At 40.0% G+C, this 24,685-nt stretch carries 29 protein-coding genes, 1 tRNA gene and 1 pseudogene; 1 reads left to right on the top strand and 30 read right to left on the bottom strand.

Annotated elements, in window-relative coordinates:
- Positions 1-294: 294 nt before the first annotated feature.
- From G589_RS0115985 to G589_RS22015, 3 genes are all read right to left on the bottom strand, one after another.
- Positions 295-1,512 carry an RNA-splicing ligase RtcB gene (locus G589_RS0115985; RefSeq protein ID WP_026522843.1) on the bottom strand — a complete coding sequence of 406 codons (1,218 nt, stop codon included), beginning with the start codon at positions 1,510-1,512 and terminating at the stop codon, positions 295-297.
- Between the two features lie 54 nt (positions 1,513-1,566).
- Entirely contained in the window at positions 1,567-3,036 is a 1,470-nt protein-coding gene (locus tag G589_RS0115980; protein WP_026522842.1) for a DUF2828 family protein, read from the bottom strand.
- Positions 3,037-3,185: 149 nt separating this feature from the next.
- A tRNA-His gene (locus tag G589_RS22015) sits at positions 3,186-3,248 on the bottom strand.
- A 165-nt stretch (positions 3,249-3,413) separates the two neighbouring features.
- Between G589_RS22015 and G589_RS0115975 the strand changes: the two genes are divergently transcribed.
- Positions 3,414-4,400, top strand: a complete 987-nt coding sequence (locus tag G589_RS0115975) for a WYL domain-containing protein (RefSeq protein ID WP_026522841.1) — start codon at positions 3,414-3,416, stop codon at positions 4,398-4,400.
- On the opposite strand, the gene G589_RS0115970 is transcribed toward G589_RS0115975, so the two are convergent.
- From G589_RS0115970 to G589_RS0115830, 27 genes and pseudogenes are all read right to left on the bottom strand, one after another.
- Positions 4,381-4,956, bottom strand: coding sequence for an SGNH/GDSL hydrolase family protein (locus tag G589_RS0115970; RefSeq protein WP_026522840.1), 576 nt, complete (start codon positions 4,954-4,956; stop codon positions 4,381-4,383). The genes G589_RS0115975 and G589_RS0115970 overlap by 20 nt on opposite strands.
- Before the next feature lie 12 nt (positions 4,957-4,968).
- A complete protein-coding gene (locus tag G589_RS0115965) occupies positions 4,969-5,715 on the bottom strand; it encodes an MmcQ/YjbR family DNA-binding protein (RefSeq protein WP_026522839.1) in 747 nt (248 codons plus the stop codon).
- Positions 5,716-5,729: 14 nt separating this feature from the next.
- The gene (locus G589_RS0115960; RefSeq protein ID WP_026522838.1) at positions 5,730-6,011 is read right to left on the bottom strand and encodes a Dabb family protein; all 282 of its coding nucleotides are present in this window, start codon (positions 6,009-6,011) and stop codon (positions 5,730-5,732) included.
- A 1-nt stretch (position 6,012) separates the two neighbouring features.
- Positions 6,013-6,444, bottom strand: coding sequence for a hypothetical protein (locus G589_RS0115955; protein WP_026522837.1), 432 nt, complete (start codon positions 6,442-6,444; stop codon positions 6,013-6,015).
- 80 nt (positions 6,445-6,524) lie between these two features.
- Positions 6,525-6,944: an HIRAN domain-containing protein gene (locus G589_RS20345; RefSeq protein ID WP_051192475.1), complete on the bottom strand. Its 420-nt coding sequence runs from the start codon at positions 6,942-6,944 to the stop codon at positions 6,525-6,527.
- A gap of 10 nt (positions 6,945-6,954) precedes the next feature.
- On the bottom strand, positions 6,955-7,995 hold the full coding sequence (locus G589_RS0115945; protein ID WP_026522836.1) for a hypothetical protein: 1,041 nt from the start codon (positions 7,993-7,995) through the stop codon (positions 6,955-6,957).
- 16 nt (positions 7,996-8,011) lie between these two features.
- Positions 8,012-8,392 carry a hypothetical protein gene (locus G589_RS0115940; RefSeq protein ID WP_026522835.1) on the bottom strand — a complete coding sequence of 127 codons (381 nt, stop codon included), beginning with the start codon at positions 8,390-8,392 and terminating at the stop codon, positions 8,012-8,014.
- Positions 8,393-8,498: 106 nt separating this feature from the next.
- Entirely contained in the window at positions 8,499-9,158 is a 660-nt protein-coding gene (locus tag G589_RS0115935; RefSeq protein ID WP_035776405.1) for a YczE/YyaS/YitT family protein, read from the bottom strand.
- A 224-nt stretch (positions 9,159-9,382) separates the two neighbouring features.
- Positions 9,383-9,601, bottom strand: coding sequence for a hypothetical protein (locus tag G589_RS0115930; protein WP_026522833.1), 219 nt, complete (start codon positions 9,599-9,601; stop codon positions 9,383-9,385).
- Between the two features lie 94 nt (positions 9,602-9,695).
- A complete protein-coding gene (locus G589_RS20340; protein WP_035776404.1) occupies positions 9,696-10,022 on the bottom strand; it encodes a helix-turn-helix domain-containing protein in 327 nt (108 codons plus the stop codon).
- A gap of 99 nt (positions 10,023-10,121) precedes the next feature.
- Positions 10,122-10,955: a hypothetical protein gene (locus tag G589_RS0115920; RefSeq protein WP_026522832.1), complete on the bottom strand. Its 834-nt coding sequence runs from the start codon at positions 10,953-10,955 to the stop codon at positions 10,122-10,124.
- Between the two features lie 40 nt (positions 10,956-10,995).
- The gene (locus tag G589_RS0115915) at positions 10,996-11,352 is read right to left on the bottom strand and encodes a hypothetical protein (protein WP_026522831.1); all 357 of its coding nucleotides are present in this window, start codon (positions 11,350-11,352) and stop codon (positions 10,996-10,998) included.
- A gap of 337 nt (positions 11,353-11,689) precedes the next feature.
- Positions 11,690-12,115 (bottom strand): 8-oxo-dGTP diphosphatase, encoded by a 426-nt coding sequence (locus G589_RS0115910; RefSeq protein WP_051192483.1) that lies wholly within the window; start codon positions 12,113-12,115, stop codon positions 11,690-11,692.
- A 96-nt stretch (positions 12,116-12,211) separates the two neighbouring features.
- Complete coding sequence (locus G589_RS22295; protein ID WP_051192473.1) at positions 12,212-13,570, bottom strand: DNA cytosine methyltransferase; 1,359 nt, start codon at positions 13,568-13,570, stop codon at positions 12,212-12,214.
- A gap of 6 nt (positions 13,571-13,576) precedes the next feature.
- The gene (locus tag G589_RS0115900; RefSeq protein WP_026522829.1) at positions 13,577-14,305 is read right to left on the bottom strand and encodes a hypothetical protein; all 729 of its coding nucleotides are present in this window, start codon (positions 14,303-14,305) and stop codon (positions 13,577-13,579) included.
- Positions 14,286-15,209, bottom strand: coding sequence for a restriction endonuclease (locus G589_RS0115895; RefSeq protein WP_035776401.1), 924 nt, complete (start codon positions 15,207-15,209; stop codon positions 14,286-14,288). The genes G589_RS0115900 and G589_RS0115895 overlap by 20 nt, the downstream gene beginning before the upstream one ends.
- Complete coding sequence (locus G589_RS0115890) at positions 15,193-15,420, bottom strand: helix-turn-helix domain-containing protein (protein ID WP_026522827.1); 228 nt, start codon at positions 15,418-15,420, stop codon at positions 15,193-15,195. The genes G589_RS0115895 and G589_RS0115890 overlap by 17 nt, the downstream gene beginning before the upstream one ends.
- A 767-nt stretch (positions 15,421-16,187) precedes the next feature.
- A complete protein-coding gene (locus tag G589_RS0115880; protein ID WP_026522826.1) occupies positions 16,188-16,790 on the bottom strand; it encodes a hypothetical protein in 603 nt (200 codons plus the stop codon).
- Between the two features lie 213 nt (positions 16,791-17,003).
- Positions 17,004-18,023, bottom strand: a complete 1,020-nt coding sequence (locus G589_RS21435; protein WP_155832567.1) for a zinc-ribbon domain-containing protein — start codon at positions 18,021-18,023, stop codon at positions 17,004-17,006.
- 71 nt (positions 18,024-18,094) lie between these two features.
- Positions 18,095-18,802 carry a hypothetical protein gene (locus G589_RS0115870; RefSeq protein WP_035776398.1) on the bottom strand — a complete coding sequence of 236 codons (708 nt, stop codon included), beginning with the start codon at positions 18,800-18,802 and terminating at the stop codon, positions 18,095-18,097.
- A gap of 299 nt (positions 18,803-19,101) precedes the next feature.
- Complete coding sequence (locus G589_RS0115860) at positions 19,102-20,226, bottom strand: hypothetical protein (protein WP_026522822.1); 1,125 nt, start codon at positions 20,224-20,226, stop codon at positions 19,102-19,104.
- A 262-nt stretch (positions 20,227-20,488) separates the two neighbouring features.
- The gene (locus G589_RS0115855; protein WP_026522821.1) at positions 20,489-20,941 is read right to left on the bottom strand and encodes a hypothetical protein; all 453 of its coding nucleotides are present in this window, start codon (positions 20,939-20,941) and stop codon (positions 20,489-20,491) included.
- A 32-nt stretch (positions 20,942-20,973) separates the two neighbouring features.
- Positions 20,974-21,159 carry a hypothetical protein gene (locus G589_RS0115850; protein ID WP_026522820.1) on the bottom strand — a complete coding sequence of 62 codons (186 nt, stop codon included), beginning with the start codon at positions 21,157-21,159 and terminating at the stop codon, positions 20,974-20,976.
- A 15-nt stretch (positions 21,160-21,174) separates the two neighbouring features.
- Complete coding sequence (locus G589_RS0115845; protein WP_026522819.1) at positions 21,175-22,377, bottom strand: hypothetical protein; 1,203 nt, start codon at positions 22,375-22,377, stop codon at positions 21,175-21,177.
- Between the two features lie 153 nt (positions 22,378-22,530).
- On the bottom strand, positions 22,531-23,571 hold the full coding sequence (locus G589_RS0115840) for a Fic family protein (RefSeq protein ID WP_026522818.1): 1,041 nt from the start codon (positions 23,569-23,571) through the stop codon (positions 22,531-22,533).
- 108 nt (positions 23,572-23,679) lie between these two features.
- Positions 23,680-24,000, bottom strand: a complete 321-nt coding sequence (locus G589_RS0115835) for a nucleotide pyrophosphohydrolase (protein ID WP_026522817.1) — start codon at positions 23,998-24,000, stop codon at positions 23,680-23,682.
- A 4-nt stretch (positions 24,001-24,004) separates the two neighbouring features.
- Positions 24,005-24,334: pseudogene (locus G589_RS0115830) on the bottom strand (DNA/RNA helicase domain-containing protein); the annotation flags it as partial.
- Positions 24,335-24,685 lie beyond the last annotated feature (351 nt).

Raw genomic sequence — 24,685 nt, 5'->3', positions numbered from 1 at the left:
CTATCTGCAAAATCCTGGTCTTATTCCCACCGGGTTCGCATGTCAACAACATCTTCTCGCATTTGCCTATCCTTAAATGAAAGCATGAAATATAATCCACACTCTGAATATTTTCCAAGTGTTGACTGATAACTTTCACTATAGAGGCAATAACTGCGATTCATTGTTGTCATGTTTTTTCCTTTCCCGAAGCACGTGTTCTGCTCCGTTTATCACTTTCTATATCGAATAGTAACACCAAAAAACTTACCTGTCTATTATACCCGTAGTATAAAATCCATCCAAAGATCCATCTCAGTTCGAAGCCTTGAAATTATATATAGGCTTCATCACATCAATTATCTCCACTGACTCCTTGATCACATCGATGATATCCTCCAGTGACTTGTACGCCATTGGCGCCTCATCGATGGTCGCCTCGCAGACAGAAGAAGTGTAGATCCCCTTCATGGACTCCTTGTACTCCTCCATTGAGAGGTTGTTCTTAGCTGCAGTTCTGGACATGAGTCTTCCTGCGCCGTGAGGAGCTGAGTAGTTCCACTCAGGATTTCCCTTGCCGATGGCAAGGACAGATCCATCCCTCATATTGATTGGGATGAGCACCTTCTCGCCCTTGTGAGCCGCAATAGAGCCCTTCCTGAGGATCATCTCCTCGGTATCAATGTAGTTATGAATTGTGTGAAAAGACTCTCCGGCTGAGAGAGCGGTCTTTTGCAAAAGAATCTCTGCCATCTTCTCACGGTTTCTCCGAGCAAATCTCTGGCATATCTCCACGTCATGGAGGTAGTCCTCGAGGTACTGGCCGGATAAGTAGCACAGGTCCTCAGGCATAGTGGATGGATGCTCTACGTACTTCTTGTCATAAAGCTCTTTTAACGCCGCCTGGATCTCAGTGCGTCTGCCCTGCTCCTTGTACTCCTTTATCAGCTGCTCTCTTGCCTCAAGATAGTCTCCTATCCCCTTGGCAAGGTCAACTGCCAGGGTCTGATACAGCTCAGCCACCTGCTTTCCGAGATTTCGAGAGCCTGAATGTATGATCAGATACTGTGTTCCATCCGCAGCTCTGTCGATCTCAATGAAGTGATTTCCGCCGCCAAGTGTTCCCAAAGATCTCTCAAGGCGCTTTGTCTCCTTGAGCTGGCGATAGCAGCGGAGCTCAGTAAGATCGAACTTCTCGACTCTTCCCTCCCAGACCTCTCTTCCTGAAGGGATGGTGAAAGCAGCCATATCAAACTTCTCAAGGTCAATGTTCTGCTTGCCAAGATTGACAGTATACATTCCGCAGCCGATGTCCACGCCGACAACGTTAGGTACCGCCTTGTCTGTGATTGTCATTGTTGTTCCGATTGTGCAGCCCTTGCCCGCGTGAACGTCAGGCATGATCCTGATCTTTGACCCCTCAGTCATAGGATAGTCACACATTCGTCTTATCTGCTCTATTGCCTCGTCCTCAACTACCTTGGCGTAGCAAAGAGCAGTATTTACCTTACCCTTTATCTCAATTGTATTCATTGTATCCTTCCAATCCGGCAGGAAGCGCTCACACTCCCTGCCACTTATCTTAGCTCACGCGGCGATCCTTTCATAGCGCGGAGCTGAAAGGACGCTCATCATGAATTTATATGGTTCCAAATTACCGTCTTTTAGCATTGAAAAGACCTGTGGGCTGCAGCCTGATACCAGCGCCACGCCCTGATCATTCATCCTGACAGGCTGCTGCATATTGCGGCTGTTAACATTCCAGAAGATCACCTGAGGAAGCCTGTAGCCTCTTTTCTCAAATTCTCTTTTGGCATTTTCAAAGTTAGTCGCCTTTGCATCGCCGGCACAGTAATCAAACTCCATATCAGAGATTATGTACAGCTTCTCCGGCATATCAGACTGTCTGAGCCTGTTTTGCACTGCAGTCTGAAGTAAAAGCATAAATGTCTTTTCAATATTCGTATTGCTGCACTCATTGAAGCTCATGCAGTAACGCACTTTTTCAACTATGTCTCTGCCCTTGATCTCGATGAGTCTTGGGTTTGTAGAGAAAGTTATGAAGTGGTTATGGAATGCGCCGGTATTTCTTTCTGCAAAGTAGATGCCCAGTGACTGCGCCACTGCTGCAGGGCTTGGATTAGCATCCCAGTACATTGAGCCTGAGCCGTCCACCACAACAAGAGAATTGTCTGCGCCGGCGTAATTCTCAAGCGCATTCCATGTTGCATCCATGGCACGTCTCTCGGCTTCAGAGAGCTCTTTTCTCCTTAATACAGGCGCGATAACATCATAAGGTGATAGCGTACCGGTATGCATTACTGAAGGATCTTCAGCTGCCCTTTGGATAAAAGCCTCATACCTTTCCTTGTCGTTTCTGATGAATGCCTGTCTGTATTTGTACAGAGCCTTTGAAGGCTGCTTCGCATAGTCAAAAGAGTAGTCTCTCTCGCGGAGGTTGTTCTCTATGATCCTGATTTGTGCTCTGAGGGCAGACAACGCCCTGCGGTACTCAGCATCAGTCATCTGCATCGCTCTTGCTATCTTCCTAGCGTTTCTGACAGCTTCTTTGTTGCTTGTATTTACTGAAGGAAGCCATTTAGCCAAAAGAGATACTCCGGCATTTTCCTTATCTGCTGATAGCGCAGCCATATCGGCTTTGAGCGCTTTGTCAAAATACGCCAGTACTTCTTTTTCTACCGGTGTACCAAACAGCGCCAAAAGATCATCGTATCTGCCGTACTCAGCAACGAACTTGATATTCTTTCTAACTGATTCAGGCTCGCACTCAGCCAGGTATTTAAGGATAACCTTGAAGACTCTTCTCTCGCCAAGGCCACCTCTTATGTCTCTTGCGAAGAAAAGCATCTTCATGGCAAGATCAGCATCCTCGGCATAAGCTCTTGTGAATCTGGCTATGATATCTTCATCAGATGCGTGTCTGAGCGCACCGATTGTTGCAAAGAGATCCAGGCAGTCGGACTTTGTTGAAACGTAAGTTGCTGCGCCGTTCTCTGTATATGTTTTGTTTGCTTCTCTCTTTAAAAAGTTTAACATCTTTATTTCCTCTCTTTCAAAACTAGGTGCAACCGGGTTATAGTGCCCGGCTCACTCGCCCTGCTATGCAGGGACGCGATTTCAAGTCGCGGGATCAGTATTAGTTGCTGTATGCACCTTTTCATACAAGACACATACACCCCGAAGGGTTGGAGCGGGATTCGGACCCGCGTTTCCGGATACATGATCCGGTGCTTTACCACTAGCCATCCTGTATTGATTGCTGTCTGTGTCTTTGTTGTGATTAAATCATAGCGCTTTCGATTGGAGATAAAAAGATGCAGATTGACTCCTTATCGCAACCCCAATATAATGTAATATATACAGCAATTAGCCAATAATCACATCAATTTACAACCCCAATTAAGAGGCGCACCATGACCGAGAAATACAAAATCTATCTTTCAGACGACACCAGAACAAGACTTATAAACGACGCAGAACTCTTCGAATTCACCAAGAAGGACGAGTCCGTCAACCTCAACTCATTCCTCAAGACCCTGATTGTCAATTACTTCGACCGCTACAGGCACGACAGTGAGAACCTTCTCACCAACATCAAGCAGGATCTGACCAGCATCACCTCAATCAGCGACAAGGACGCTGCCCTCCTGGCGGACAAGATAATAAGCACATACATCAAAACCGACTCTCTGCAGAGCAGCAAGAACTCCGCCCTCACTCTTACCGTAAGCGGATCTTCTTATGAGATCCTGAGGATCATCGAGAACAACATGTTAAAAGACACTTCTCTGTCCCAGTACCTTAAGGACATGTTTAATTCGTATCTGTCCATTCCGAGAAGTGAAAGAGAAACAATCATCTTCAAAGACACCTATGAGGATATCTCCAGAGCACTTAAAGAGCACAGGATTCTCTCTTTTACCAACACATCCTCCGATGAAGAAAGAGCTTTCCGGGTTGAGCCATATATCATTGCCCCATCCAAAGAAGAACAGTGCAACTACCTGCTATGTAAGGACAGAAAGACCGGAAAGCCAAGGACATTTAGAATATCACGCCTTAGAAGCGTCTTCGTAACTCCCGACACCTTTCCCGTGGACTCAGACATACAAAAAGAGCTCCAGGAAAAAGCTATCCGGAGCCCTCATTCAGTGTCATTAACAGTCCAGGCAGTTGTTCGCCTGAACAAATATGGAGTTAAAAAGTTTAAGGTGATCACCAAGAACAGGCCCATCGTTTCAAAGATTGAAGGAGACCTGTACTACTTTGACTGGCCTGAGCTTCAGCTGGAAGAATACTTCAAGCGTTTCGGCAGAGATGCCATAGTCATCGAACCTGCATCTCTCAAGGAGAAGATCAAGAAGTTCTATTACTATGGTCTCAGGGAGTATAGCAAATGACTTGCTTGGCAAAAGACAAATGGGCTTCCTCTGTAAGATGTACCCCATCGTAACACAGTGGAAGCTCCCACTCACATGCATTCAAAAATCCAAGCCCCAGTTCACTTGCTATAGCTTCATACACTGTTCCAAACTTCTGCGACTCACTGACTATCTCAGGATCAGTCCAATCTCCAAGACTCATCTTGGGCGGAGCCACTAACACCATGTTCTGAACATATTCAGGAATATAGCCACATAGCGCCGAGAGAAACTGACGCATGCTTGCCCCAACTTTTTCACATGATGCCGGGGACATATTCAACAGGTCATTTGAACCAAGCATTATGAAGATCAGATCCGGGCTCCACTCTTTGATACTCCTGCCAAGTGAAGCGATAGTACTATCTGCGCACGGAATCGAAAGCCCGTTATATCCCTGATTGTTCACCTCGTACTCAGGCATCAGGTCAATCACACCGGTCCATCTGATATCCTTGGGGTATCTTCCCATTCCACCCATTCTCGGGTCAAAGCCATATGTATTTGAATCACCAAAAGCATATATCTTCTTCATATATAAGTCATCTCACTTAAGCGCAGCACTGAGACTGTGGGGAATGCCTCTCGGTCCTCTGACTGCATAGATTCCATATTCGGACTTAAGTTTCTCAAACGTGAATGCATCACGCTTATAACGCTTCAATAGCTTAATCTTCATCAGCGCAGTTATCCTAAGGTTCTTGTCCTCGTAATCATAGGGAATGTCCACCTCAGTAACCTTGCACTTGTAAAGGATTGCAGACACCGGAGCACCAACATACATATAGACCGTATCGCCCTTGATAATTCCTGCTCCCTGCTTCCAATCAATCTCATCAGATGCATCGAACGCCCCTTCAATATCGTAATACTTGGGATTCGCAGGAACTATCCACTCCTTGGGCTGCCTGAACTTATCTTTTTTCTTCTTCGACGCAGTATCCAGGAAACTTGCATCTATCATTCTGCACACCTGATCCAGCTCCACACTTCCATCAAGCATAATGGTTATCCAGTTCCGCTTGTTCATGTGATAGCCGGGCAGATATCCCTCCTGTTGCAAAAGAATGTCTCTTAACATCAGGTCATCGATCTTCACATCAATGATGTCAACGCGCTCTTTTCCGAGAAGCCCAAGCTTATCAGCCTCCACGTCCATGATGATGGCAAACCACTTCCGATTATCATCATGCCTGAAAACTGCATACTCAGGATAGCTCTTCCAAAGATTCTCCGGAGAAGCCTTATATTTCTTCTTAATGTACTTTGTCACTTCTTCTTTAAAAGAGCTCATGGCATCCCCTCACATCAGTCGCAATCAAAAATCGCTTTGCTCTCGAGTCTGTTTCCGTATGTCTCTTTCCACTTTTTGTGTACTTCAGATGCATCGAAGTTATTAAGTCCCTCAGTAGAGAGATTCATTTCGATCATGATGCTGTATCTGTTCTCTCTTGTGCTGTTGGATTTGTGGATGATAAAAGACTCTACTCCCGGAATCTCTAGTGTTTCATTAAACAGCTCCTTGATCTCCGGATAGAGATTCTCTGTATCAGATCTGTCTTTAAACTTTGCAATAATGAAATGTTTCATATTATCTACCTCTTAGTATTCTATAGCCTCCGAAGTCATCAACTTCCCAGACTTCTATATCGTCCAACAAATGCCCCTTCTTATCACAAAAATACTGCGCCAGTGTAATCTCTCTCTTATCATGGCGATCCAATTTTATGGCAATAATCTTTCTTGCCTCAAAGGGGATACTTCGCATATATAATACAGCCTCATCAAGTGTTGCCATCTTAGCACTAGGAACATTACCACTCTTAGTCCATGTGTAACACTTACATTCAACAATTATCTTCTCATCTATAGATGCCATATCGAACTTATGTGGCATTGGAGGATTGCCTATCAAAACAGCTTTTTCTTCCACAAACCTGCAGCCAAAATATTCTTCCATAAGCTTTCTTACAACTTTTTCAAATTCTTTCCCTACTTTTGGGTTCTCTGAATTCGTATTCATGACATATTCTCCGACTTAACTCACACAAGTCTTACCTTTTTAATAATTACAATGATACTTGTTCGCAATGCTGGTTCCTATCAATCCCTCATGTAAACATCTATATAGATCTCGATCCAGGAATCATCCTCATCAAGGTTTTCTCCTATATCCCCACCTTTGACGATTCCAAATAGTTCCTTCCCGGCATCCATCAGGTGATAAAGAACCTCATTCTTCACTCTGGGGATGTAACCCAGTTTTTTGTCCCTAGGATCCAAGACCAGAATAGCCTTTTCATCATACTTGTTCTTTGGCTCCAGCCTCAGCGTAACTCTGTCACCCTCTTTAAGAGACCTGGCCTGTTTGTAGATTGTCTTAACATGCATAGCTCCGTTGATCATGGTGTTCATTAAAAAGATATCTCGGGAAAACGGAAGTTGTGTATCAATCCCATGTTTATTAAGAATACTGGATGTCAAAGCATCATTTTGAATATTGGTAAGCTCATTGTTTGCCATAGTATGTCTCCTATGAACTCTTCTTTCGTTTACGTTTCTCAGCTTCTTTCTGATTTTCTTCTGCCACTTTGCTCAGTTCCAGGACCTTCTCCTGGAGCTCGATAATCTTGTCAGCACAGGCCTTGTTAAACTCAGCAAGTTCTTCCTGTCTTCTTGCAACAGCCTCTTCATCAGCAAGGAAATCCTTCTCGTTATACGGGAAGCTGTTCTTGATCTCATCGATATGAATAATCAATATCTCAACCTTCTCAGCCAGCTTAGCTCTTAGCTCTCGAAGCTTAATGATATCTTCCGGTGTATCACTGTATTTCTCAGTAATCTCTGTGTCATCAATCTGATCAGCGATATCCCGGAGCGTCTCTAAATCGCCTTCCGAATAAGCTTTCTGCGCTTTTCTAAGCAGCTCCATTTCAGCTTCTGTAGCATCCGGGTTCGCATCAGGATGAAGCTTTTTCATTATTGATCTGTATAAACGCTTTAATTCCTGAGCCGGAGTCTCATTTACTCTGTCAGGGCCCAAGCCTTCGGATTCATCCTTTTCGGCCTCAGTGTTTTTCTTAGAATCATCTTCCTTCTTGCCATCGGCGCTAGCGTCTTTACCCCTTCCATCTCCTTTGGCCTTGCGCTCTTCCTCGGCCCTTTTCTCGTTCTCCTTATCTTTCTTGGCACGGCGCTTAGCATACTCGCTGTCGCGCTTCATGTCCTCAGCCTTTTTATGAAGGTCTTCCTCGTACTCCTTGTACTCAGCCTCAACCCTCTTCTGAACATCCTCATACTTCGCAGCTTCCTGGCGGTTTATGGCAGCTTGCAAAAGCTCAATAGCACGCTTTAGCCTGGCAATCTCAAACTGATAAGCCCTAGCTTGATACTCAAGATTTCCAACCTTTTGGTCATACTCTGCCCTGAGCTCAACGCAGACATGATTTTCCAGATCATCTATCTCCTCAGCCAGCGCTGCCAGCTTAAGTTCAAGCTCAAGTATTTCCTCTATGAGCTTGTCATATTCACTTATAACCGGGACAATACCCGCATTATCAGCACCCTTTTTCATTTAAAGAAATTCTTCCTCAATAATTGTCGTTCCAGTAATCTTCAGCTGCGTCATAAGCTTCGTCTTCATCTTCATAGTCATCTTCGTAATCGTAGAACTCTTCATACTTGTCATCGGCGAAATCCTGTGCAGATTCGTAATCATGCACATCGTAAGGATCATAGCCCTTCTTTGTCTTTGAGCTGCTTTTTGACTTAGAACTCTTACTGCTTGATGACTTTGATTTGGAAGAACTCTTGCTCTTTGATTTAGACTTTGTTGTTTTCTTCTTTGATTTCGATGAAGAATAGGTGGTCGTCGTCTTTTTACCTGCTGCCTCTACAGTTACAGAAGTCATTCCAACTGCTGTTATCATCATCATTACTGCTACTAATATACTCACGAATGCTCTTTTCATAATCAATACCTCCATCTCAGTTGAAAAGATTTGTTTGTTTGTTCTGATGATATTAGCATGCCATACAATGAGTCCTATAATCACACCTTGTGGGTAGACGTTTGACCTATGAAAACTTAAAAACAGTTTTGTTCAAATAATTGCCGACTGCAGTAATAGTAGGTCCAAGCAGAAAAACCATCAGTATGGTGCATATTTCGACCCGTCCTCCAAGTAAGAAACCTATAAGCACGATAGTGCCATCAAAACATATTCGTATATATTTGAAAGGCACCTTTTTAAGAACACGGTTACTTAGGATAATAGGAACAGCATCATAAGGGGCAACGCCCATGTCTGCGTTCATATAAAGAGACGCTGCCACAACAAAGCCAAGCAGAGCAATTATAAAGATCACACCTCTATAGGGCCAATTTTCAAAAACAAAATCAGGTATTATCTTTGCCCATATCCACCTGCAAAAATCAGAAATATATCCTATGAGCACCATATTTGCCACAGTTCCCGGGCCAATCTGGTGACGGTCAAATAAGATCACAAAGATAAAAAGGATTGAATTGAGTATAACCTGCCAAGTCCCAAAAAGAATTCCTAGCCGCCGGGATATTGTAAGATTCATGAAAGTACACGGATCTGTTCCAAGGCTTACATTGATCAGGAACGATAAGAAAATTCCCATAAGTACAACGCCCAAAAGCATCACTATGAATTTCTTTTTAAAACCTTCACCGTGAAAATATTCACTTATCTTCTTTTTTAAATCCATTACAAAAATCCTCTTTAATAACAGATTACACAAATAGTTCACAACATTTTAAGTTTTGATTAAAGTTCAAGTTCTATGATTAGTTTATCAAGAAGAACAAAGCTTCTTGTACCTCACACATAGACTTTTTCATAACACAATTGCCGTTCAGCTCCACTTCTGGACGGCTCCTCCCCTAAAACTACGCCGCAACATTTTTCATATAAAAGATGCTGCGGCTTCAGTTATGAAATCTTTTCAAAATAAGTCTCATACTCTCCGCTCTGAATCTTTCGCATCGCTAAAACCTCCAGAGCTTCAACCATCCATTTCATGTTCGTACAATGCCTAACTTCTGCAAATGCTGCAGCCTTAACTCTGTAACTATCATATTTATAACGAATTGTCCCATAATTACTTCCGCCCGAAAATCGCGGATATTCATAAAACTCTTCTTTACTCATCTTCTATACCCCAGGTGCAATTTAACTTGACAACCGTCAGCAGCTTCTATAGCGCTACCCACCGAAATATTTAGCGCTTACTTTGTAATCATTATTATACAAAAACATTTTCATTCTTATCAATCAACAACTGTACTGCACCAAATAAATGCCTGTAAAAAGGAAGAAGAGGACTTTCGTCCTCTCCTGTCATGTTATGTACAAGGATGTCATCGATGTGACATCCGAACAATATGCTAAGTCTTACCAGATTGTCAGCGTTTGGTAAGCACTGACCGCGCTGCCATTTGTAAATGGCCTGCTCCGATTCGAGTCCAAGTGCACTTGCCAGATCAAACACTCTAAGGTGCTTTTCTTTACGTAGCTGCTTGATCCTATCACCGGTCGCCTGCATGTCTACAAACACATCAAAAATATCCATGGTCGCCTCCTCGTATATAAGCTAAAAGATTATTAACGCCATCCCGTTTGCCTATGATATCACAGATTTGATTGGAAATAAATAAACCAGTGGTTTAGATTAATAATTGTCGTTCCAGTAGTCTTCAGCTGCGTCATAAGCTTCGTCTTCATCTTCGTAGTCGTCTTCATAATCGTAAAACTCCTCGTACTTGTCATCGGCGAAATCCTGTGCTGACTTGTAATCATGCACATCGTATGGATCATAAATCTTTTTACTTGAAGAATTATTGGAAGGACTTGTGGTAGTAGAATTCTCGCTCTTTTTCGAACCATATTTATCGGCAAACTCATCTAATTTCCCATCCCAATAACTATACTCATAAAACTCTTTCACCTTAGTGCCGGTTACTGTAACAGTCATGTTTCCGTACGATGGGAAAGTATATGTATATCTTGTGTCATAGAAATAAAACTCATAATCATGATACACATATAATGATTTACCTCTATACATAATGGTGTAATCATATGCTTTATTCTTTTCAAAAAGCGCATGATATCTGGAATTGTTATAGTACTCGTTAAGCCTGGGCTTCACCTTTTCCATGATCTGATTGCATATTCTGCAGCGCTCTCTTATAGATAAGCTTTCAAAACCTGCATCCATCTTGACTTTAACCACATCAAGATTTGTATGAAACCAATCATGACTGAGATTATCATCATCAAATTTGACACTGACACCAAAAGAAGAAACATGGTCGCCTTCTTTAATAGTGTATATTTGCGAAGCATCCATATTATCTCTGCTTTCCTCTCTTGCAGCATCAAAATCGTTGAAGAATTGCTCCTTTTTAAAGCCTGATATCGACTTGACCAGGATACAAATCAGAGCGCATATCCCAATGACCAGTAATATTTTTCGCTTTCCTATTTCTTGTTTCTGTTTCATATATCCCACAGTCCAGTCTTTTTCTGATTCAGATAGTTACTCATTCAAATAGCGAAGAGATTACTTCGACTACAATTATTAACAAAGCAGCTAAAAGTTTATTGGGAATAAAGATTGCAAGAGCGATCCAGATTCCGAATACAGTGAGTCTCCTTTTCCATGCATTCTCTCTTACTCGGCGCCTTAAATCATCCATATCATCATTCAGTTTCTTACGATCTTCAGCTGTAGAATGCCAGCTTCCACCAACTGAACCACTATCGCCAAAGTCATCCTCCGAGCTTGGTTCGTCTAACTCTTTATAAAATGTATCATAGATGTATGCAGCTTCATTACTGTCTATATGTCCATCATGGTTCAGATCAAATGGAGTGTTTTCAAAATTATCGTATGCCATAACTTCCTCGCTTTCTCATGGTTCTTTGAGCATTTATGCTCAGTGTTATTTTGACATTGGAATGCATCACATATTCTGGTATGTTTTGATAGACACATATTACCAGGGGAAAAGTCCAATAATCCGTCACTAGTGCCGCACCTACGTTCGCATTTAACACTTGTCACTTAGCGTAATAGCGTAATAAGAACTCGCCCTCATTTAACCCACTAAATATATGCAATAGCAAAGGTTACGAAACACAACCATTCGGTCGTGTTTCGTAACCTTATCACATTTCGTCGTATCCATGCCCTATCACAATATAATTATCATTATTGATGATAAACACAAAATTTTATCCTATAAGTTTACCCTTATATTTCCCATTTTCTATTTTAAAGAAAAACTCGCTGTAAGTTTTTCCTTCAAAAATCTCAAGTAATTCCCTCATATTCCATATCAAATTAGCATCTTCTATTTGACTTCGATCAAGCCAAAAAACCCTTCCTTCCTCTGAGGATTTTAGCTCACCTTCAAAGTCACACGTTTTATATAACAAAACAATGTATCTGGTTCCATCTTCTTGAATCCAATCTTTAAATCCACAGGGGATAGGATTTCTTATAGTTAATCCCGTCTCTTCCTTCATTTCTCTTATCACAGACTCGGTCAATGACTCTCCCGATTCAATATGTCCTCCAGGAAAAACTAATCCTCCAGGATATTTTGTCCCCCTTTTCTCCTGTACAAGGACCTTATCAACGGTATAAATCAAACACATATTAGTTAATTCAATCTCAGCTCTTCTATCTTTCACCTTTATATCTCTTTTCTCATATAGAAAACAGCCAACACGATGTTTGCGTTGGCTGTTTTTTTATTCGTTTACTGCCATCTTATGAATTCTAGTCAACTTCGCCATACCACTATTCTCACCACGTGGTTGCCTTAATGAACGCTTTTCAATTTCTTCTATACTCATAGTTGAAGAAATAGATTTCAACACTTCTCTTAATCGCTCATTCAACTTTGCATTTCTAGAATCTGCTCTTCTAATAATACCTTGACAAGCCACTGGAGAAATATAGTTTTCTTCTGGCGCATCTGGAGAAATAATATCTTTCATTTCACCATAAATACAATGTTCAGGTCTAACGGAACAGTTAATTGCCAAATCTCCTCTTTTAACTATCTCTTTGCCTAAGTTATAATAATCGTATCCTTTATCAATCAGATTCATTTGACCATCATCTAATACCATAGGATTTTCAAAACCATTTGAAAATCTACTACCTAACCACTTCACCACTGGAACAGCCCAAGAATTTCCAATAGCTGTATATCTTGCGGTTCTCTTTGCCCCATTTAAATCTGTATAACCTTCTGGGAAACCCATGAGCCGTTCACATTCCACAGGCGATAGTCTTCTAATTCTTCCATCCTGCACAACAAAAAGTGAACCATTTAATGCTGCTGCATTTCCATTCCATTTTGTCCCATACGCTGCATATAAGCAATCCGTATATTCTCTAAACACCTCGTAATAATGTCCATCTTTTTCAAAAGCCAGTTCCTGCGTCGGGAAATAATCTATTCCTTCATCAAATGAAGTAATGTGGTGTTCAAAAAGTACATTTTCTGGTGCAAAATCCTTTCCACCAGCCAAAACATACAACCTCTTTCTTTGCTGCGGTAAGCCAAAGAATTTTGCGTCAATTACTCTCCATGCTACATTCCTCTTTGGACCTCTAATCAAACCAGCCCGAGGCCATTTTCTCTCTTCGATTGGAGTGTCTAAACCAGCCAAACATGAAACCAAACAACCAAAAGCATTAGTTTTATCAGACAAAACCCCTTCAACATTTTCCCAAAATACAACTGATCTATCTTTTCCTTGCTGTTCACGAATTTTATCGCTAGCATCTATTATATCTACAAATTTAAGCGTCAAGTTCCCTCGATCGTCATTAAGTCCGTCCTGAAATCCTGCAAAAGAAAATGCCTGACATGGAGTTCCACCGCAAATCAAATCAGGGGCGGTAACTTCCCCACTAATTATCTTTGAAGGAATATCTGTCATATCTCCCAAATTTGGGATATTTCCATATTTTTCTTTCAACACTTGAGAAGGGAAATCAGCTATTTCAGAGAACCAATCAAACTCATATCCCATCGGCTCCCATGCAACTGATGCTGCTTCAATTCCAGAGCACACACTTCCAACTGTTTTTATCATACACAATTACTCCTTTTTATTATTTTCAATAAAAATATTAAGCTCATCTCTCCATTTATTGATATCATACCACCCACAACCTATGCAGCCCTTTTTCGCATCTTCACCTATTTGCGGACAGTCATCTGGCCATCTTATATTACCTTGATAAAAGAAATCTATACCCAAGAATGAACCTCGTTGCCCAGTTTTCATACATTTTTCGCAAGCCCGGGACTTAAGCAAATTATGATTACCAGATGAATCTTTTTTTAGCAACTGAAACTTTTCTTGAATTTGTTCTTCTGGCATATCTACTGGATTTTCATCCTCTATATCTCCGTAACGTTCCATAGGGAATCGATGATCAATAACCAACTCTGACGCCTGTCTAGTACGTTGTTCAATTGAATCGATATAGTGATAGTATGCCAATATACGATTTGCTAATTTTGTTGGTAAATTAGATGCAGCAGTGGATTTTTTAAACTCTCCAGTCCACTTATCAAAGGTTTTTTGACAATTACAATTATTACATCTATCTTGCTTTGTTACTATTACAAGCCCAGGTCTATTCTTTGTTCCCCGCTGCAAGCCTTGAATTCCACCGCCTCCTGCTAGCTGTTCTGATGAAATATCTTTATATGAACAAGATCTGCAATGCCATTTCTTATCCTTAAGTACTGAATATACCATCCACTGATATGTATTATGATTCAATTTTTCTTCATAAGCCTTAACGGTTATTTTTTTCATTTAGTCGCCTTCTCCACTCCTGAATATCATACCAGGGGCATCCTTCGCATCCTTTTTCGGCATCCTTACCTTTTTTGGGTATAGATTCATCCCAATGAGCGTCACCTTTATAGAAATAATCTATCCCAAAAATAGTTCCTCTCTGACCAGTTTGATAACAATTTCGACACACCTCTCTTTTTTGCTGATTTCGTTGGTTGGTTAAGAGTTGGAATTTACTCCTTATCTCTTCATCAGTCATCTTATCAGGATTTTCAGATTTAGTGTTGTCATCCCACCGAATCTCTGAAAACTTGTGATCAGGCAAAACATTTCTACTTGAAACATTTTCGTAGACATCTACCCCACCCAAAACGTTTATAATTCTCTTTCTCAACGCGGGTGACCATGTTTCATAGCCATTTCCAGCAAGCTCTACCCTCGGAATATGCAACATCATTAGATGCGTAGTGTTCTTCCCACAATGAGAACAATATCTTTTTGTATCTGTTGCTATCGTATATCCAAACTCCTTTAAATCCTGTATTCTTCTAGCAAAATTAGGATTTGAAGGCAAATCATGGTTCACGCATTTCCACTCACCATCTCTTAATGCCTCAAATATTTCTTCGGTTACCCTCGCATTTCTATCACTCCAAAATTCATCCTGATCTTTGTTCCACTTATCAAGATGACCTGGGTTCATTTGATCATAAACCTTGTTCATATATGTATATAGAGCAGGCTTATCATTATAATCAACACTAACACCAGTCCTTCGGTATTCGATAGGCAACCATCCATCCCAAACCACCTGAGCATCCTCATAATTAAACACACTCGCTATATACACTTCAGAAGCTTTACTATGCTCATGTATTGGGTTTGCCTCGTTAATCTTAATATTCTTATTTAAGTCTGACATTCTCGTCCCCTCCTACGTTAAAAGAAATCAAATCGTCTATACAACATGAAAAGAAATCACAAAGTTTAGCGATAGTTTCTAGAGATACCGACTCTTCCTTCCCCATCTTAGCAACAATATTTGAACTAATACCAACTTGTTCAATAAGGTCTTTCTTCTTCATTTTGTTGTCAATTAATTTCTTCCATAGACCATCATAGTTTACTTTCATAAATAACCATCCAGATATTTAGCACAAACATACAATATATTGATAATAGGTTGATAATTCTCCTCTTAACAAAGTATATTATAGTAACCCTTACTTATCAACATATATTCATCAACAATCCAGATTAAATCACAATATTGTGATTTTTTTTTGCATAAACGTTAGTCAATCCTTTTATCAGAAGTAAAACGACCATAAAAGTACTCATAAAGATTACCTACTATATCTTGTATTTGATTCCTCCTTTCATAAATATCTAAACTCGTTTTATCCTACTCCTTTCATAAAAATCCCCCTATTCATAAAGAAAATCTTGAAATGTTTAGAAATTTAACTCCCGATTCACCCACAAAAAACAAAACAAAATCTGCCATCCACCACACATCGTCCAGCCCATCTTCAAACTCCACCCCAGCAGCCTGTCTTCTTCTCTTTCCCTTCTGTGCTCATCCCGGCGCCGGTTGAATTCCCTACGTTCTTTCTTACTCATATGCAAAAGTAGCCTACATCTCATCATCTGAGAGTAGTCTGTCTATATAATTTGCTTCTTTTAACAAGTAGCCTGCTACCATATTCAAAGCTCCATCGTTTCGATTGTATCAGTTCCACAGTCCAGCTTTCTTCCAAACCCATATGCATGAAGTAGGTATAAATATCACTCCAGAAGTCAAAAAGCAACAATATGCCAAAACACCATGTCGTGTAAATAGGCCAATAATTCCAATTACAAATACTATTACTGATATAATCATTATTTACACCTCCTCTTATCGCCATAGGCTTTCTTTTGGGTACAACTCGTCCAGCAATTCTATATTCTTACAATTATATTTCTTGATTTCATCGCGAATGTTCTGCTCAAAATGCGTATAAAATCGCTGAATATTCTCAGTATCATTTCCCGGATAATTCTGCTTCGTCCCGTAATACTCATCTAATCCGATTCTATAAAGAATTGCTTTAGATATCCTTTCATCCGCTTTTTCAGCAACTCCCATAGCATAGGCATAAATAATATCAAATGACTGCTCTGCATTGAATACCATGCGGTAAACATTCGGATCCTTTAGTCTGATTATTCCCAGAGCATCATCTTCAAATCTCTGGTTAGCCAAATCCTGCTCCGTCATCGGTTTATGTTCTTCTTCAATTACCCCAACAATATCCTTATCCCAAACATCACCTAATAATATCTTTTGTCCACATGAGCATTTCACTGTTATAGCAACTCCCAGAGATGTCGGCACGAAGGTATACGCATACTTATCTGCCACTGGTCCTACAGGACATTTTCTGTGTTGTATATCAAACCTTTTAAATTTCTCCACATCCGCTTTACTTATTGAAAACTCATTCTCCGAATTACTCATTTCATTCCTCTCCATAAATCTTTCATTGAAATATCAGTATCTTATTCTAGGTGTCAGTAAAACAGAAATGAATTACGCGTTATATTGCAGTCTCTAGGATAGCCTCTATCTTGGGCCATAAAACGGACTTAGTCCCATAAATCCCAAAACCATTTTGACCATTTTGAGAACAGCTCAAGCGCCTTGTTCTTGCAATCATTTATTGCATTTGCCCTATCGTTTGCAACAATTCAAAGAATTATTCATATGCCCCCCGAGTCTTGTGCCATCTTCAAGGTGTCCAGACGTTTGCAGTTTACCCTTGCAGCATTTTCCAATTTCTGATTTTCCAATCCCATACGCTTTTGCTGCTGATGTTTGCGAATCAAAATGCTCACCTGTAGTAATGCAAACTACCTTTTTAGATATCTTTCTGGACACTATAACCGCTTTTGCTTTAGCAGCACACTTTGGACACCCAGAACCCAAATGAGTCCTATTATATATGCTCGTACTCCACTCGTGCCCACAATCTCTACACCTCCACCAGACTGGGTTATTACTATTCTCTACTGTTAGACATTCTGGCTCAATCTCCTCATTTTTCTCATAGTTCCATTCCTTCATCAATTCTGGGTGCTGAGACTTAAAATCGTTATATCCCTCTACTATATGTTTGCCAGCACAACAAGGGCATCCAGATCCAGCAACTCTATTACGCACTTGCGCAGCCCATCTATATCCACACTTCTTGCATATCCAATTAACCTTCTTGTTGCTCTTCGGATAAACCATTTCTGGTTTTAGATTTCCATTAGCATCAAAATCCCATTCTTCAATAAGTCCCGGTGCGTATGCAGATAATGACTTTTTTTCTAGATCATCATAGTAACTTCTTGCAACTTCACTTTTAATTTGGGATAAGTTCTCAATTGGAAGGCACATATTCCCAGTTAATTTATTCAATAACTCGCGCAATCCGTCAAAGGTCCTCAGCAAATAGTGATATTCTTCATAATCCGGTTGATCGGTATTTATTACGTAACAACCATCATTAATTACTGGACAGCCCTTTTCTCTTATCCTTATCACTTTTATTCCATTTTCAAAAAGCACACGGTCCTTTTCTATGTCTTTCTTGACATCTCTGTGCCAACGTTCTCCATCATATTCGATGCCCAATTTATAAAAAGAAAGATAAATATCAAGGATAAATATCAAGCTTCTATGACTCTCCAGCTTTATTATGTACACACAACCTATCCAATAAAAAAGGACACAAAAAAGGACGGCATCTAGTGTCGTCCCTCTGTAATGACTCGCTGTCAATTATCGTATGACCATTTATCTACTAATTCATGTTTTGTTATTAATTTGTTATAGCTAACGTCCTGTTTCAAAGCTTGAAGTTTTACTGATAATAAATTATAAAGATTATCCCTCTTTAAATATATACTTTCCAAATCCTCTCGCGTAAATATGAGTATATAACGTTTTTCGGCCAAGGCAATTTTCTTAATAAGCCCCAGTCCTGCATTCCACCCTTTTCCTGTAACTCCATACCATGCAACCATTATTCCTAACTTTGTATCCGAACAACTCATTAGAGAAATAAACTTGCCAATATATGTAACATCAACCTTACCTATGTAGTTTTTACATTCACATAAAATAGTATTCCCCAAGTCACAAAACTCTTTTGAAACACCAGAAGTATTGGCCCTTAATGTCCATTTAATCAAGAGATCAATTTCATTAGAGCTTGTCCTACAATTTCTAACGACTTCAAAGATTCCCGGCAAAGCTTTTACAAACAAAAACTCTACTAAATCTTCCAACTTATTACCTTTATCTTTTGTCGTTGTTGGAACAGAAAACACTTCGTCATATAACTCACAGTATTTATTGTAATCATCTTTACTCATTTGAATACAATGCGAATTCTTTTTAAAACAAAAATCTACAAGATCAGAAAACTCTAGGCCATGATTATTGAGGAGTGTGTTTATGTCTCGTTCCAGATTATCTGCCATATCACAACACCCTATAAATAACAACTGCATGCTCTAATGGACTAATCACCTCTTCATCACAGTGTTCACAATACACTTCTTCAGGTACTTCTGTGATTGTTTTAAAAAACTGTCCCGTAAATCTTTGGCACTTAGGACAATATATTTCCAAGTATTGTTCTATCAATCCATTCGCACATAGTATTTCCAACGCTTCATAAACGTCCCTAATGTCATATTTGAGTTTACGATGAATAGCAGCAGGATACACCCAATCATTCTGATTGTAATGACTCATGAAATCAATAAATGCATCAACATCAATATTTAATTTGTTCTCCTTTAGTAAAGGAGCCACTTTCACAAAGATATTTGATTGCATTATTCATACGCTCCATTCCAAGATCATTACATGTACCTGTCATATGTTGAAGTAATGTATATTTTTGGCTTAGGTAATCAAACGTTATTTTGACGATATAGCTTTGAGATTCTACTGCATTTTCCCATTTAATATAAATATACGGATAACTAGCAGTAGCCTCTATATCATTAAGATACTTAAGAAGTAGCTCCTTTATCTCATTAGATTTATCAAATAACTCTTCATTTTCATCTATCAGTTCTCTAAGTTCCCCAACAAAAGGAAGAACCGCGTCCCTACCTTTTGCTGCCTTTAATTCCGCTGCACCACCTGATTTTAAATCCATCATCTGCTTATACATTCTTACAGATGAATCCGATTTATCATTAACAACATCTATAGCATTCTCATGTTCACAGAGAAATATATCTAACTTAAGCGAATCCCTAAGCCAGTGTAGACAATAATTTACAAAATTGGGATAAACATCGGAGTCTGCCTGCTGATTGGTATATTTCAAAGCATCATATCTTATCTCAATCACTTTTAAAGCCTCGTCAAAATATAGCAGCACAGGGTATCTATAGTCAACTTGTTCATATGCATCGCCTTTGAAATAAGACTTCTGCATTACAAATTTCACAAAGAACTTCCCATTCTTTTCATACCACATCGGTGTTGCATCCTGAATTGACGTTCTTAATATGTAGTCTGGAGAATAGTTGTATTCATCAAACTTAGCGATTCCTAATTCTTGCAATAATTCACAAATTGATTTGTTTGAGTCATAAAAAAATGGAACCGAATACTTATATAGTTTTTCATATTCCCATTCTTCATAGAATCCCATAAAATCAGGGGTCATTGTAGTTGACGAAATAATAATATCAGGATCATTTTTTTCAAAAAACTTTGGCTCATTATTATCAAATGATATCTTCGTCTGGGTATCAAAGGTAATCTTCCCATCGGTTATTAGCTTTTTGCAAATCTTTCGTTGAGCTTTTTTCGAATATCCTGAAACACTCTCCCTATAGAAGTTCATATAGGTTTGCTCATCCATTGCTGCACGTGTTGTCATCTATCATCCTCTCTTATAGAATAATCGATTAAATTATATCAAAAAGAGTACTTTGGTGCACTACCTCCTACATACTTCGTCATGTATTTTTGCATCTTTATAACTCTCTACAAGTCCTGACAGTGATTTCACATCTGCTAGGGACTTATCTTTGTTTACAAGATTGAATGACATAGTCTACCTCGACTTTCGTTAGCTCCTAGTCCCATATAACAATTTCTGTTGCTGAATAAAACGCATATTTACTGTTAGGACACATTAACTACTCTTCATCAGAAACCATAAGCATATTATTCCTGCATTCCATGCATTTATGTTGATACCTCGCATATTCCTTATAGTGTTCTATCAAATCGAAGCTAGTAACATAAGCAGCACTTTCGAAAGGCATTCCTACAATCCATCTCCCATGTTCGATATCTTTATAACTCTCATCATTCGGCAGGTACATTGTAAAATCCTGCCCCTGAGAAAGCTTGCCACATTCATCGCAACACAATGTCACATTTTCTGCGTTAATTGCTCCGTTAGGATATTCATCCAAAAAACCTTTTATCTCTTTTCCGAGCTCACCATCTTTAGCCTTTTGAACAGTTCCCTCATAAATAACCGAGAACAAGAAACCAGCGCCATTAGCTGACATAAAAGAATAGTCACACTTTGAACATCTAATCCTTATCTTTTCAGCTTTTTTAATTGTACAAATGATACTCATCTAATTGGTTGTCTCGCAGGCAATAAATGTTTTTACATATCATCCAACTCATCCTCAAACTCCAACCACCCCAGCAATCTGTCTTCTTCTCTTTCCCTTCTCAGCTCATCCTGTCTGCGGTCAAATTCTCTGCGTTCCTTTTTGCTCATTCCGTTTGTAACTTTCTTGAGCTGCTCATCTGTTAATCTGACGTCTTTATCTTTTCTTCCAAACAACATGGCTTATACCTCCTATTACTTACATTTTAATTCATTGCAAATCTGCAGCAAAGCTTCCCTGAAGGACTCCTTTGTAACCTTAAGTTCACCGGATCTGCTTCTGGCATCGATGGCGATTGGCATGCCTTCTGTGTTCTTGCACTTCTCCACCAGGCTGCTCCAATCCCCGAGGTTCTGGACCTTGTGTGGGCATGCGCCGAGGATCACTGCTGAGTACTTTTCAAGCTTGCTTCTGCCGGCGAAGTTCACGACCTTGTCATAATCCACTTCGTATTCGAAGTCATCCTTCTTAAAGCCGTACAGTTTGGCTATGCCATTCATTGTTTTAACATCAAGTGCTGTGGCGCCCAGGACGAGGATCTTGCCCCTTCTTCCTAAAAGGTCGTGGCCGTCCGTTAGCTCTTTTACCTCAGAAGGCTCAGTGTTATGCTGGCCGTTAAAGCTTCGAATCTCGACCAGTGCCTGCTCCAGGTCCTTATTTCTCTTCTCGAGTTCCTGAAGTTTGGCCTTGTCTTCGCCGGCTTTCTTCAGCTCCGCGAGAAGCTCGTTTATGTAGTCCTGCATATCATCGATGGTATCAAACAGAAGGCCCACCGTAATTTCTTTTTCCGTAAAAGACATATCGTAGGCAGGCTCATGTTCTTCCGGAGCCTCCACTTCAGGCTGAATCTCCTGAACTTCTTCTATCGGGTCATCAAACTTGATGTTCAGCCGATTTATCAGGCTCTCCAGTTCAGAATAGCCGGACTCGCCGTTGCACATCATGATCAGGTACTCCTGCTCATTGTCTATATGGCGGTGGTTCCTGTCAGCGATCTTGTTCTGATATTTGTTCTTGAGGCTGCTGAGGTTACGGTTGATGTCCCTTGTATTCTTGGGGAAATAGCTCTTGATGGCGTTGGCCAGAACATCCATGGTCCCGAAATAATGGCCGGTATAGCCGCCGAAGTTATTATTCAGGAGCGAGATCATTATGGAATTGCCGTTATGATCGACGTATCCGCTATCGAGCCAGAGATACACGGTATCCCGATCCGGCTGCATTTTGCCGGTGCACTTTTTGTCGATGTAGTATTTGGTCGCTTTTTCTTCTGTTATGAATTTTCTGATGGTCTCGGCGTCGGAGATTTCCTTGCCGCTGATGGTTCTGATGCCATCTATAACGCTGTCCATATCGTCAATTACTATGCCATTCTCAATAACGAATTCTCTCATCATAAGTTCCTCTCTTTCGGGTGATTAATAGGGTTGGGGGTTCTATGATGATATTTTCCGACAAATGGTATCCAATAAACTACCTTTAATGGTGAACGGAGGTTCGAAAAAAGCCCGTCCCATTCCTGAGACGGACTCTAATCGAAAAGCCCTTAACTACTTTTTCATATATCTGGCATCTCTAAAAGACCCTATTTTAACAATCTTATTTTCTTTTATCATTTTGCTGAGGACAAGCTCTACTGTTTTAACACTGATATCAGGCACCTTGTCCAGGATATCACCCTTTGAAATAGGGACTATGGCATTTAAGAGAATCGCCTCTACTCGTTCCGATTTCTTTGCTTTCTTTAATTTTATATCCATAAAGGACTCATCCAACTCTTTGTAACATCTATAAAGAATCTGCATGAAATTCACCATAAAAGGAGTGTAATCATTTTGGTTCTCATGCCATTTTGCAGAAGACTGCTCTAATGCATCATAGTAACTTTCTTTATACTTGTTAATCTGTCCTTCAATAGATATATATCTTCCTATATCATATCCTGATATATACAGAAGAAGTACTGTGAGTAGCCTCGATACTCTTCCGTTACCATCAAGGAATGGATGAATACAAAGGAAATCGACAACAAAGCATGGAATAAGCAATAGATCTGCAATATTTGAATTCTGTCTTGCGTCATAATATGCCAAAAGAAGCTGCTCCATAGCTTTAGAAGTTTTTTTTGCCTCAACAGGCTTAAATCTGATATGCCTGGTTCCATCAGACAGATATTCCATGATCATATTGTCGTGAGACTTGTATTGACCAGCTTCAGCGGGATTTACCTCTGATTCCATCATTCTATGAAGTACTTTAATTGTATCCTCAGTCAGATCCATATGATCATAATTCGTATGGATTAGATTCAGCGCCTCTTTATAACCGGATATTTCTTTCTCATCGTGAGTAACAGGGATAGCACCGTTTACAATATCTCTTATTCTGTCATCAGTAGTTACTATACCTTCTATAGCATTACTTCCTTTTACTGATTCCACAATTGCTTTCTGCCTCAGTTTTTCATAAGAATCTGCATATTGAAGCTTTCTGAATTCTCCCTTTGCACGCAAATCCGCTATTATTGCAGATAACGATGCTATGTTGGCAGGAATGCTGGTCTCCAAAAAACTATAATCAAATTTTCTCATATATTTCCTCACATAAAAAATTTACTACCTAAATTTTATATTTTTTTAGGTAGTAAATCAATGTTAGTTTGCAGATGGATGAGGCAATATTTGTACGTAAAATTTCTTTTACAGTTCAGTGTACTTCTTGCTGCTGCCATAGCTCTTTTCTATCGGGTACTTCTTAGCATTCTTCTCTATCTTTTCCATTATGGCGTCTTCAATACTAATGCCCATTTTGTCTGCGAGCTGGATGCAGTAGTTCATGACATCGGCCAGTTCCTCTTTGGCTGCTTCTTTGTCGTAATCGGGGCTCCACTGGAAGCACTCGAGGAGTTCGGCGGCTTCGATGGAGATGCTTTTGGCCAGGTTTTCCGGGGTGTGGAACTGGTCCCAATTGCGGTCTTCGGTGAACTTTATGACTGCCTTCTTTACTTCGTTGAAATCCATGGTGTTAGTACCTTTCTACATAATTTAGAAGATGATCGCGGAGGTTATCGTCACACACATATATGTATGTACCTCTGATACCTCTTGTCATCAGGACATAGTAAATATTCTTTATGTACAAATCCAGTTCTGCGTCAGTTGCCGATTGCTTACCACGCTTGTCAAAATAATTATATCTGTCCACATATATCTTTTTCGTAATCGGACTGTACTTAATGTCTTCTCCAAGTATTACAAATGCATAGTTCAAGTCGTAGCCTGCACTTGTGTGGATACATCCGACTTCATCGATTGCGCCGTCGCTGTTTATCCAATTGTTCAGGCAGTGATTCCATCTTTTTTGTACGTTCTCCTACTATTAGTATTAGTCATAGTCTTTCTTTACCTTTTCAATAGGTTCGACTATGCTGTTTAAGATGCTGTGGATTGGTTGTTTTCTCCTACCGCATAGACGGTTTACACAAGGCTCCAACCACAGTCTCTTTGTTTATTTGTTAATCAGTTAGTTACCGCATGACGGTTTATCAAGAAGTAGGTTACGATTGCAAGGAGCCCTGTGGATCTGAAACAGTATCAATACTATTATTAGGGAGGTCCTATATGATCTATGTAGGAATTGATGTCGCTAAAGACAAACACGATTGCATTATCAAAAACTCAGTTGGGGAAGTTGTTTTCAAAACAT

This window comes from Butyrivibrio sp. VCB2001 (assembly GCF_000423965.1).
Lineage (GTDB): Bacteria > Bacillota > Clostridia > Lachnospirales > Lachnospiraceae > Butyrivibrio.
The sequence above is the reverse complement of the archived record's forward strand: the minus strand, read 5'-3'. Positions and strand labels throughout refer to the sequence as shown.

Coding starts and splice junctions, on each gene's coding strand:
- G589_RS0115985 (WP_026522843.1), bottom strand. CDS start 1,512: ATGAATACAATTGAGATAAAGGGTAAGGTAAATACTGCTCTTTGCTAC.
- G589_RS0115980 (WP_026522842.1), bottom strand. CDS start 3,036: ATGTTAAACTTTTTAAAGAGAGAAGCAAACAAAACATATACAGAGAAC.
- G589_RS0115975 (WP_026522841.1), top strand. CDS start 3,414: ATGACCGAGAAATACAAAATCTATCTTTCAGACGACACCAGAACAAGA.
- G589_RS0115970 (WP_026522840.1), bottom strand. CDS start 4,956: ATGAAGAAGATATATGCTTTTGGTGATTCAAATACATATGGCTTTGAC.
- G589_RS0115965 (WP_026522839.1), bottom strand. CDS start 5,715: ATGAGCTCTTTTAAAGAAGAAGTGACAAAGTACATTAAGAAGAAATAT.
- G589_RS0115960 (WP_026522838.1), bottom strand. CDS start 6,011: ATGAAACATTTCATTATTGCAAAGTTTAAAGACAGATCTGATACAGAG.
- G589_RS0115955 (WP_026522837.1), bottom strand. CDS start 6,444: ATGAATACGAATTCAGAGAACCCAAAAGTAGGGAAAGAATTTGAAAAA.
- G589_RS20345 (WP_051192475.1), bottom strand. CDS start 6,944: ATGGCAAACAATGAGCTTACCAATATTCAAAATGATGCTTTGACATCC.
- G589_RS0115945 (WP_026522836.1), bottom strand. CDS start 7,995: ATGAAAAAGGGTGCTGATAATGCGGGTATTGTCCCGGTTATAAGTGAA.
- G589_RS0115940 (WP_026522835.1), bottom strand. CDS start 8,392: ATGAAAAGAGCATTCGTGAGTATATTAGTAGCAGTAATGATGATGATA.
- G589_RS0115935 (WP_035776405.1), bottom strand. CDS start 9,158: ATGGATTTAAAAAAGAAGATAAGTGAATATTTTCACGGTGAAGGTTTT.
- G589_RS0115930 (WP_026522833.1), bottom strand. CDS start 9,601: ATGAGTAAAGAAGAGTTTTATGAATATCCGCGATTTTCGGGCGGAAGT.
- G589_RS20340 (WP_035776404.1), bottom strand. CDS start 10,022: ATGGATATTTTTGATGTGTTTGTAGACATGCAGGCGACCGGTGATAGG.
- G589_RS0115920 (WP_026522832.1), bottom strand. CDS start 10,955: ATGAAACAGAAACAAGAAATAGGAAAGCGAAAAATATTACTGGTCATT.
- G589_RS0115915 (WP_026522831.1), bottom strand. CDS start 11,352: ATGGCATACGATAATTTTGAAAACACTCCATTTGATCTGAACCATGAT.
- G589_RS0115910 (WP_051192483.1), bottom strand. CDS start 12,115: ATGTGTTTGATTTATACCGTTGATAAGGTCCTTGTACAGGAGAAAAGG.
- G589_RS22295 (WP_051192473.1), bottom strand. CDS start 13,570: ATGATAAAAACAGTTGGAAGTGTGTGCTCTGGAATTGAAGCAGCATCA.
- G589_RS0115900 (WP_026522829.1), bottom strand. CDS start 14,305: ATGAAAAAAATAACCGTTAAGGCTTATGAAGAAAAATTGAATCATAAT.
- G589_RS0115895 (WP_035776401.1), bottom strand. CDS start 15,209: ATGTCAGACTTAAATAAGAATATTAAGATTAACGAGGCAAACCCAATA.
- G589_RS0115890 (WP_026522827.1), bottom strand. CDS start 15,420: ATGAAAGTAAACTATGATGGTCTATGGAAGAAATTAATTGACAACAAA.
- G589_RS0115880 (WP_026522826.1), bottom strand. CDS start 16,790: ATGAGTAATTCGGAGAATGAGTTTTCAATAAGTAAAGCGGATGTGGAG.
- G589_RS0115870 (WP_035776398.1), bottom strand. CDS start 18,802: ATGGCAGATAATCTGGAACGAGACATAAACACACTCCTCAATAATCAT.
- G589_RS0115860 (WP_026522822.1), bottom strand. CDS start 20,226: ATGACAACACGTGCAGCAATGGATGAGCAAACCTATATGAACTTCTAT.
- G589_RS0115855 (WP_026522821.1), bottom strand. CDS start 20,941: ATGAGTATCATTTGTACAATTAAAAAAGCTGAAAAGATAAGGATTAGA.
- G589_RS0115850 (WP_026522820.1), bottom strand. CDS start 21,159: ATGTTGTTTGGAAGAAAAGATAAAGACGTCAGATTAACAGATGAGCAG.
- G589_RS0115845 (WP_026522819.1), bottom strand. CDS start 22,377: ATGATGAGAGAATTCGTTATTGAGAATGGCATAGTAATTGACGATATG.
- G589_RS0115840 (WP_026522818.1), bottom strand. CDS start 23,571: ATGAGAAAATTTGATTATAGTTTTTTGGAGACCAGCATTCCTGCCAAC.
- G589_RS0115835 (WP_026522817.1), bottom strand. CDS start 24,000: ATGGATTTCAACGAAGTAAAGAAGGCAGTCATAAAGTTCACCGAAGAC.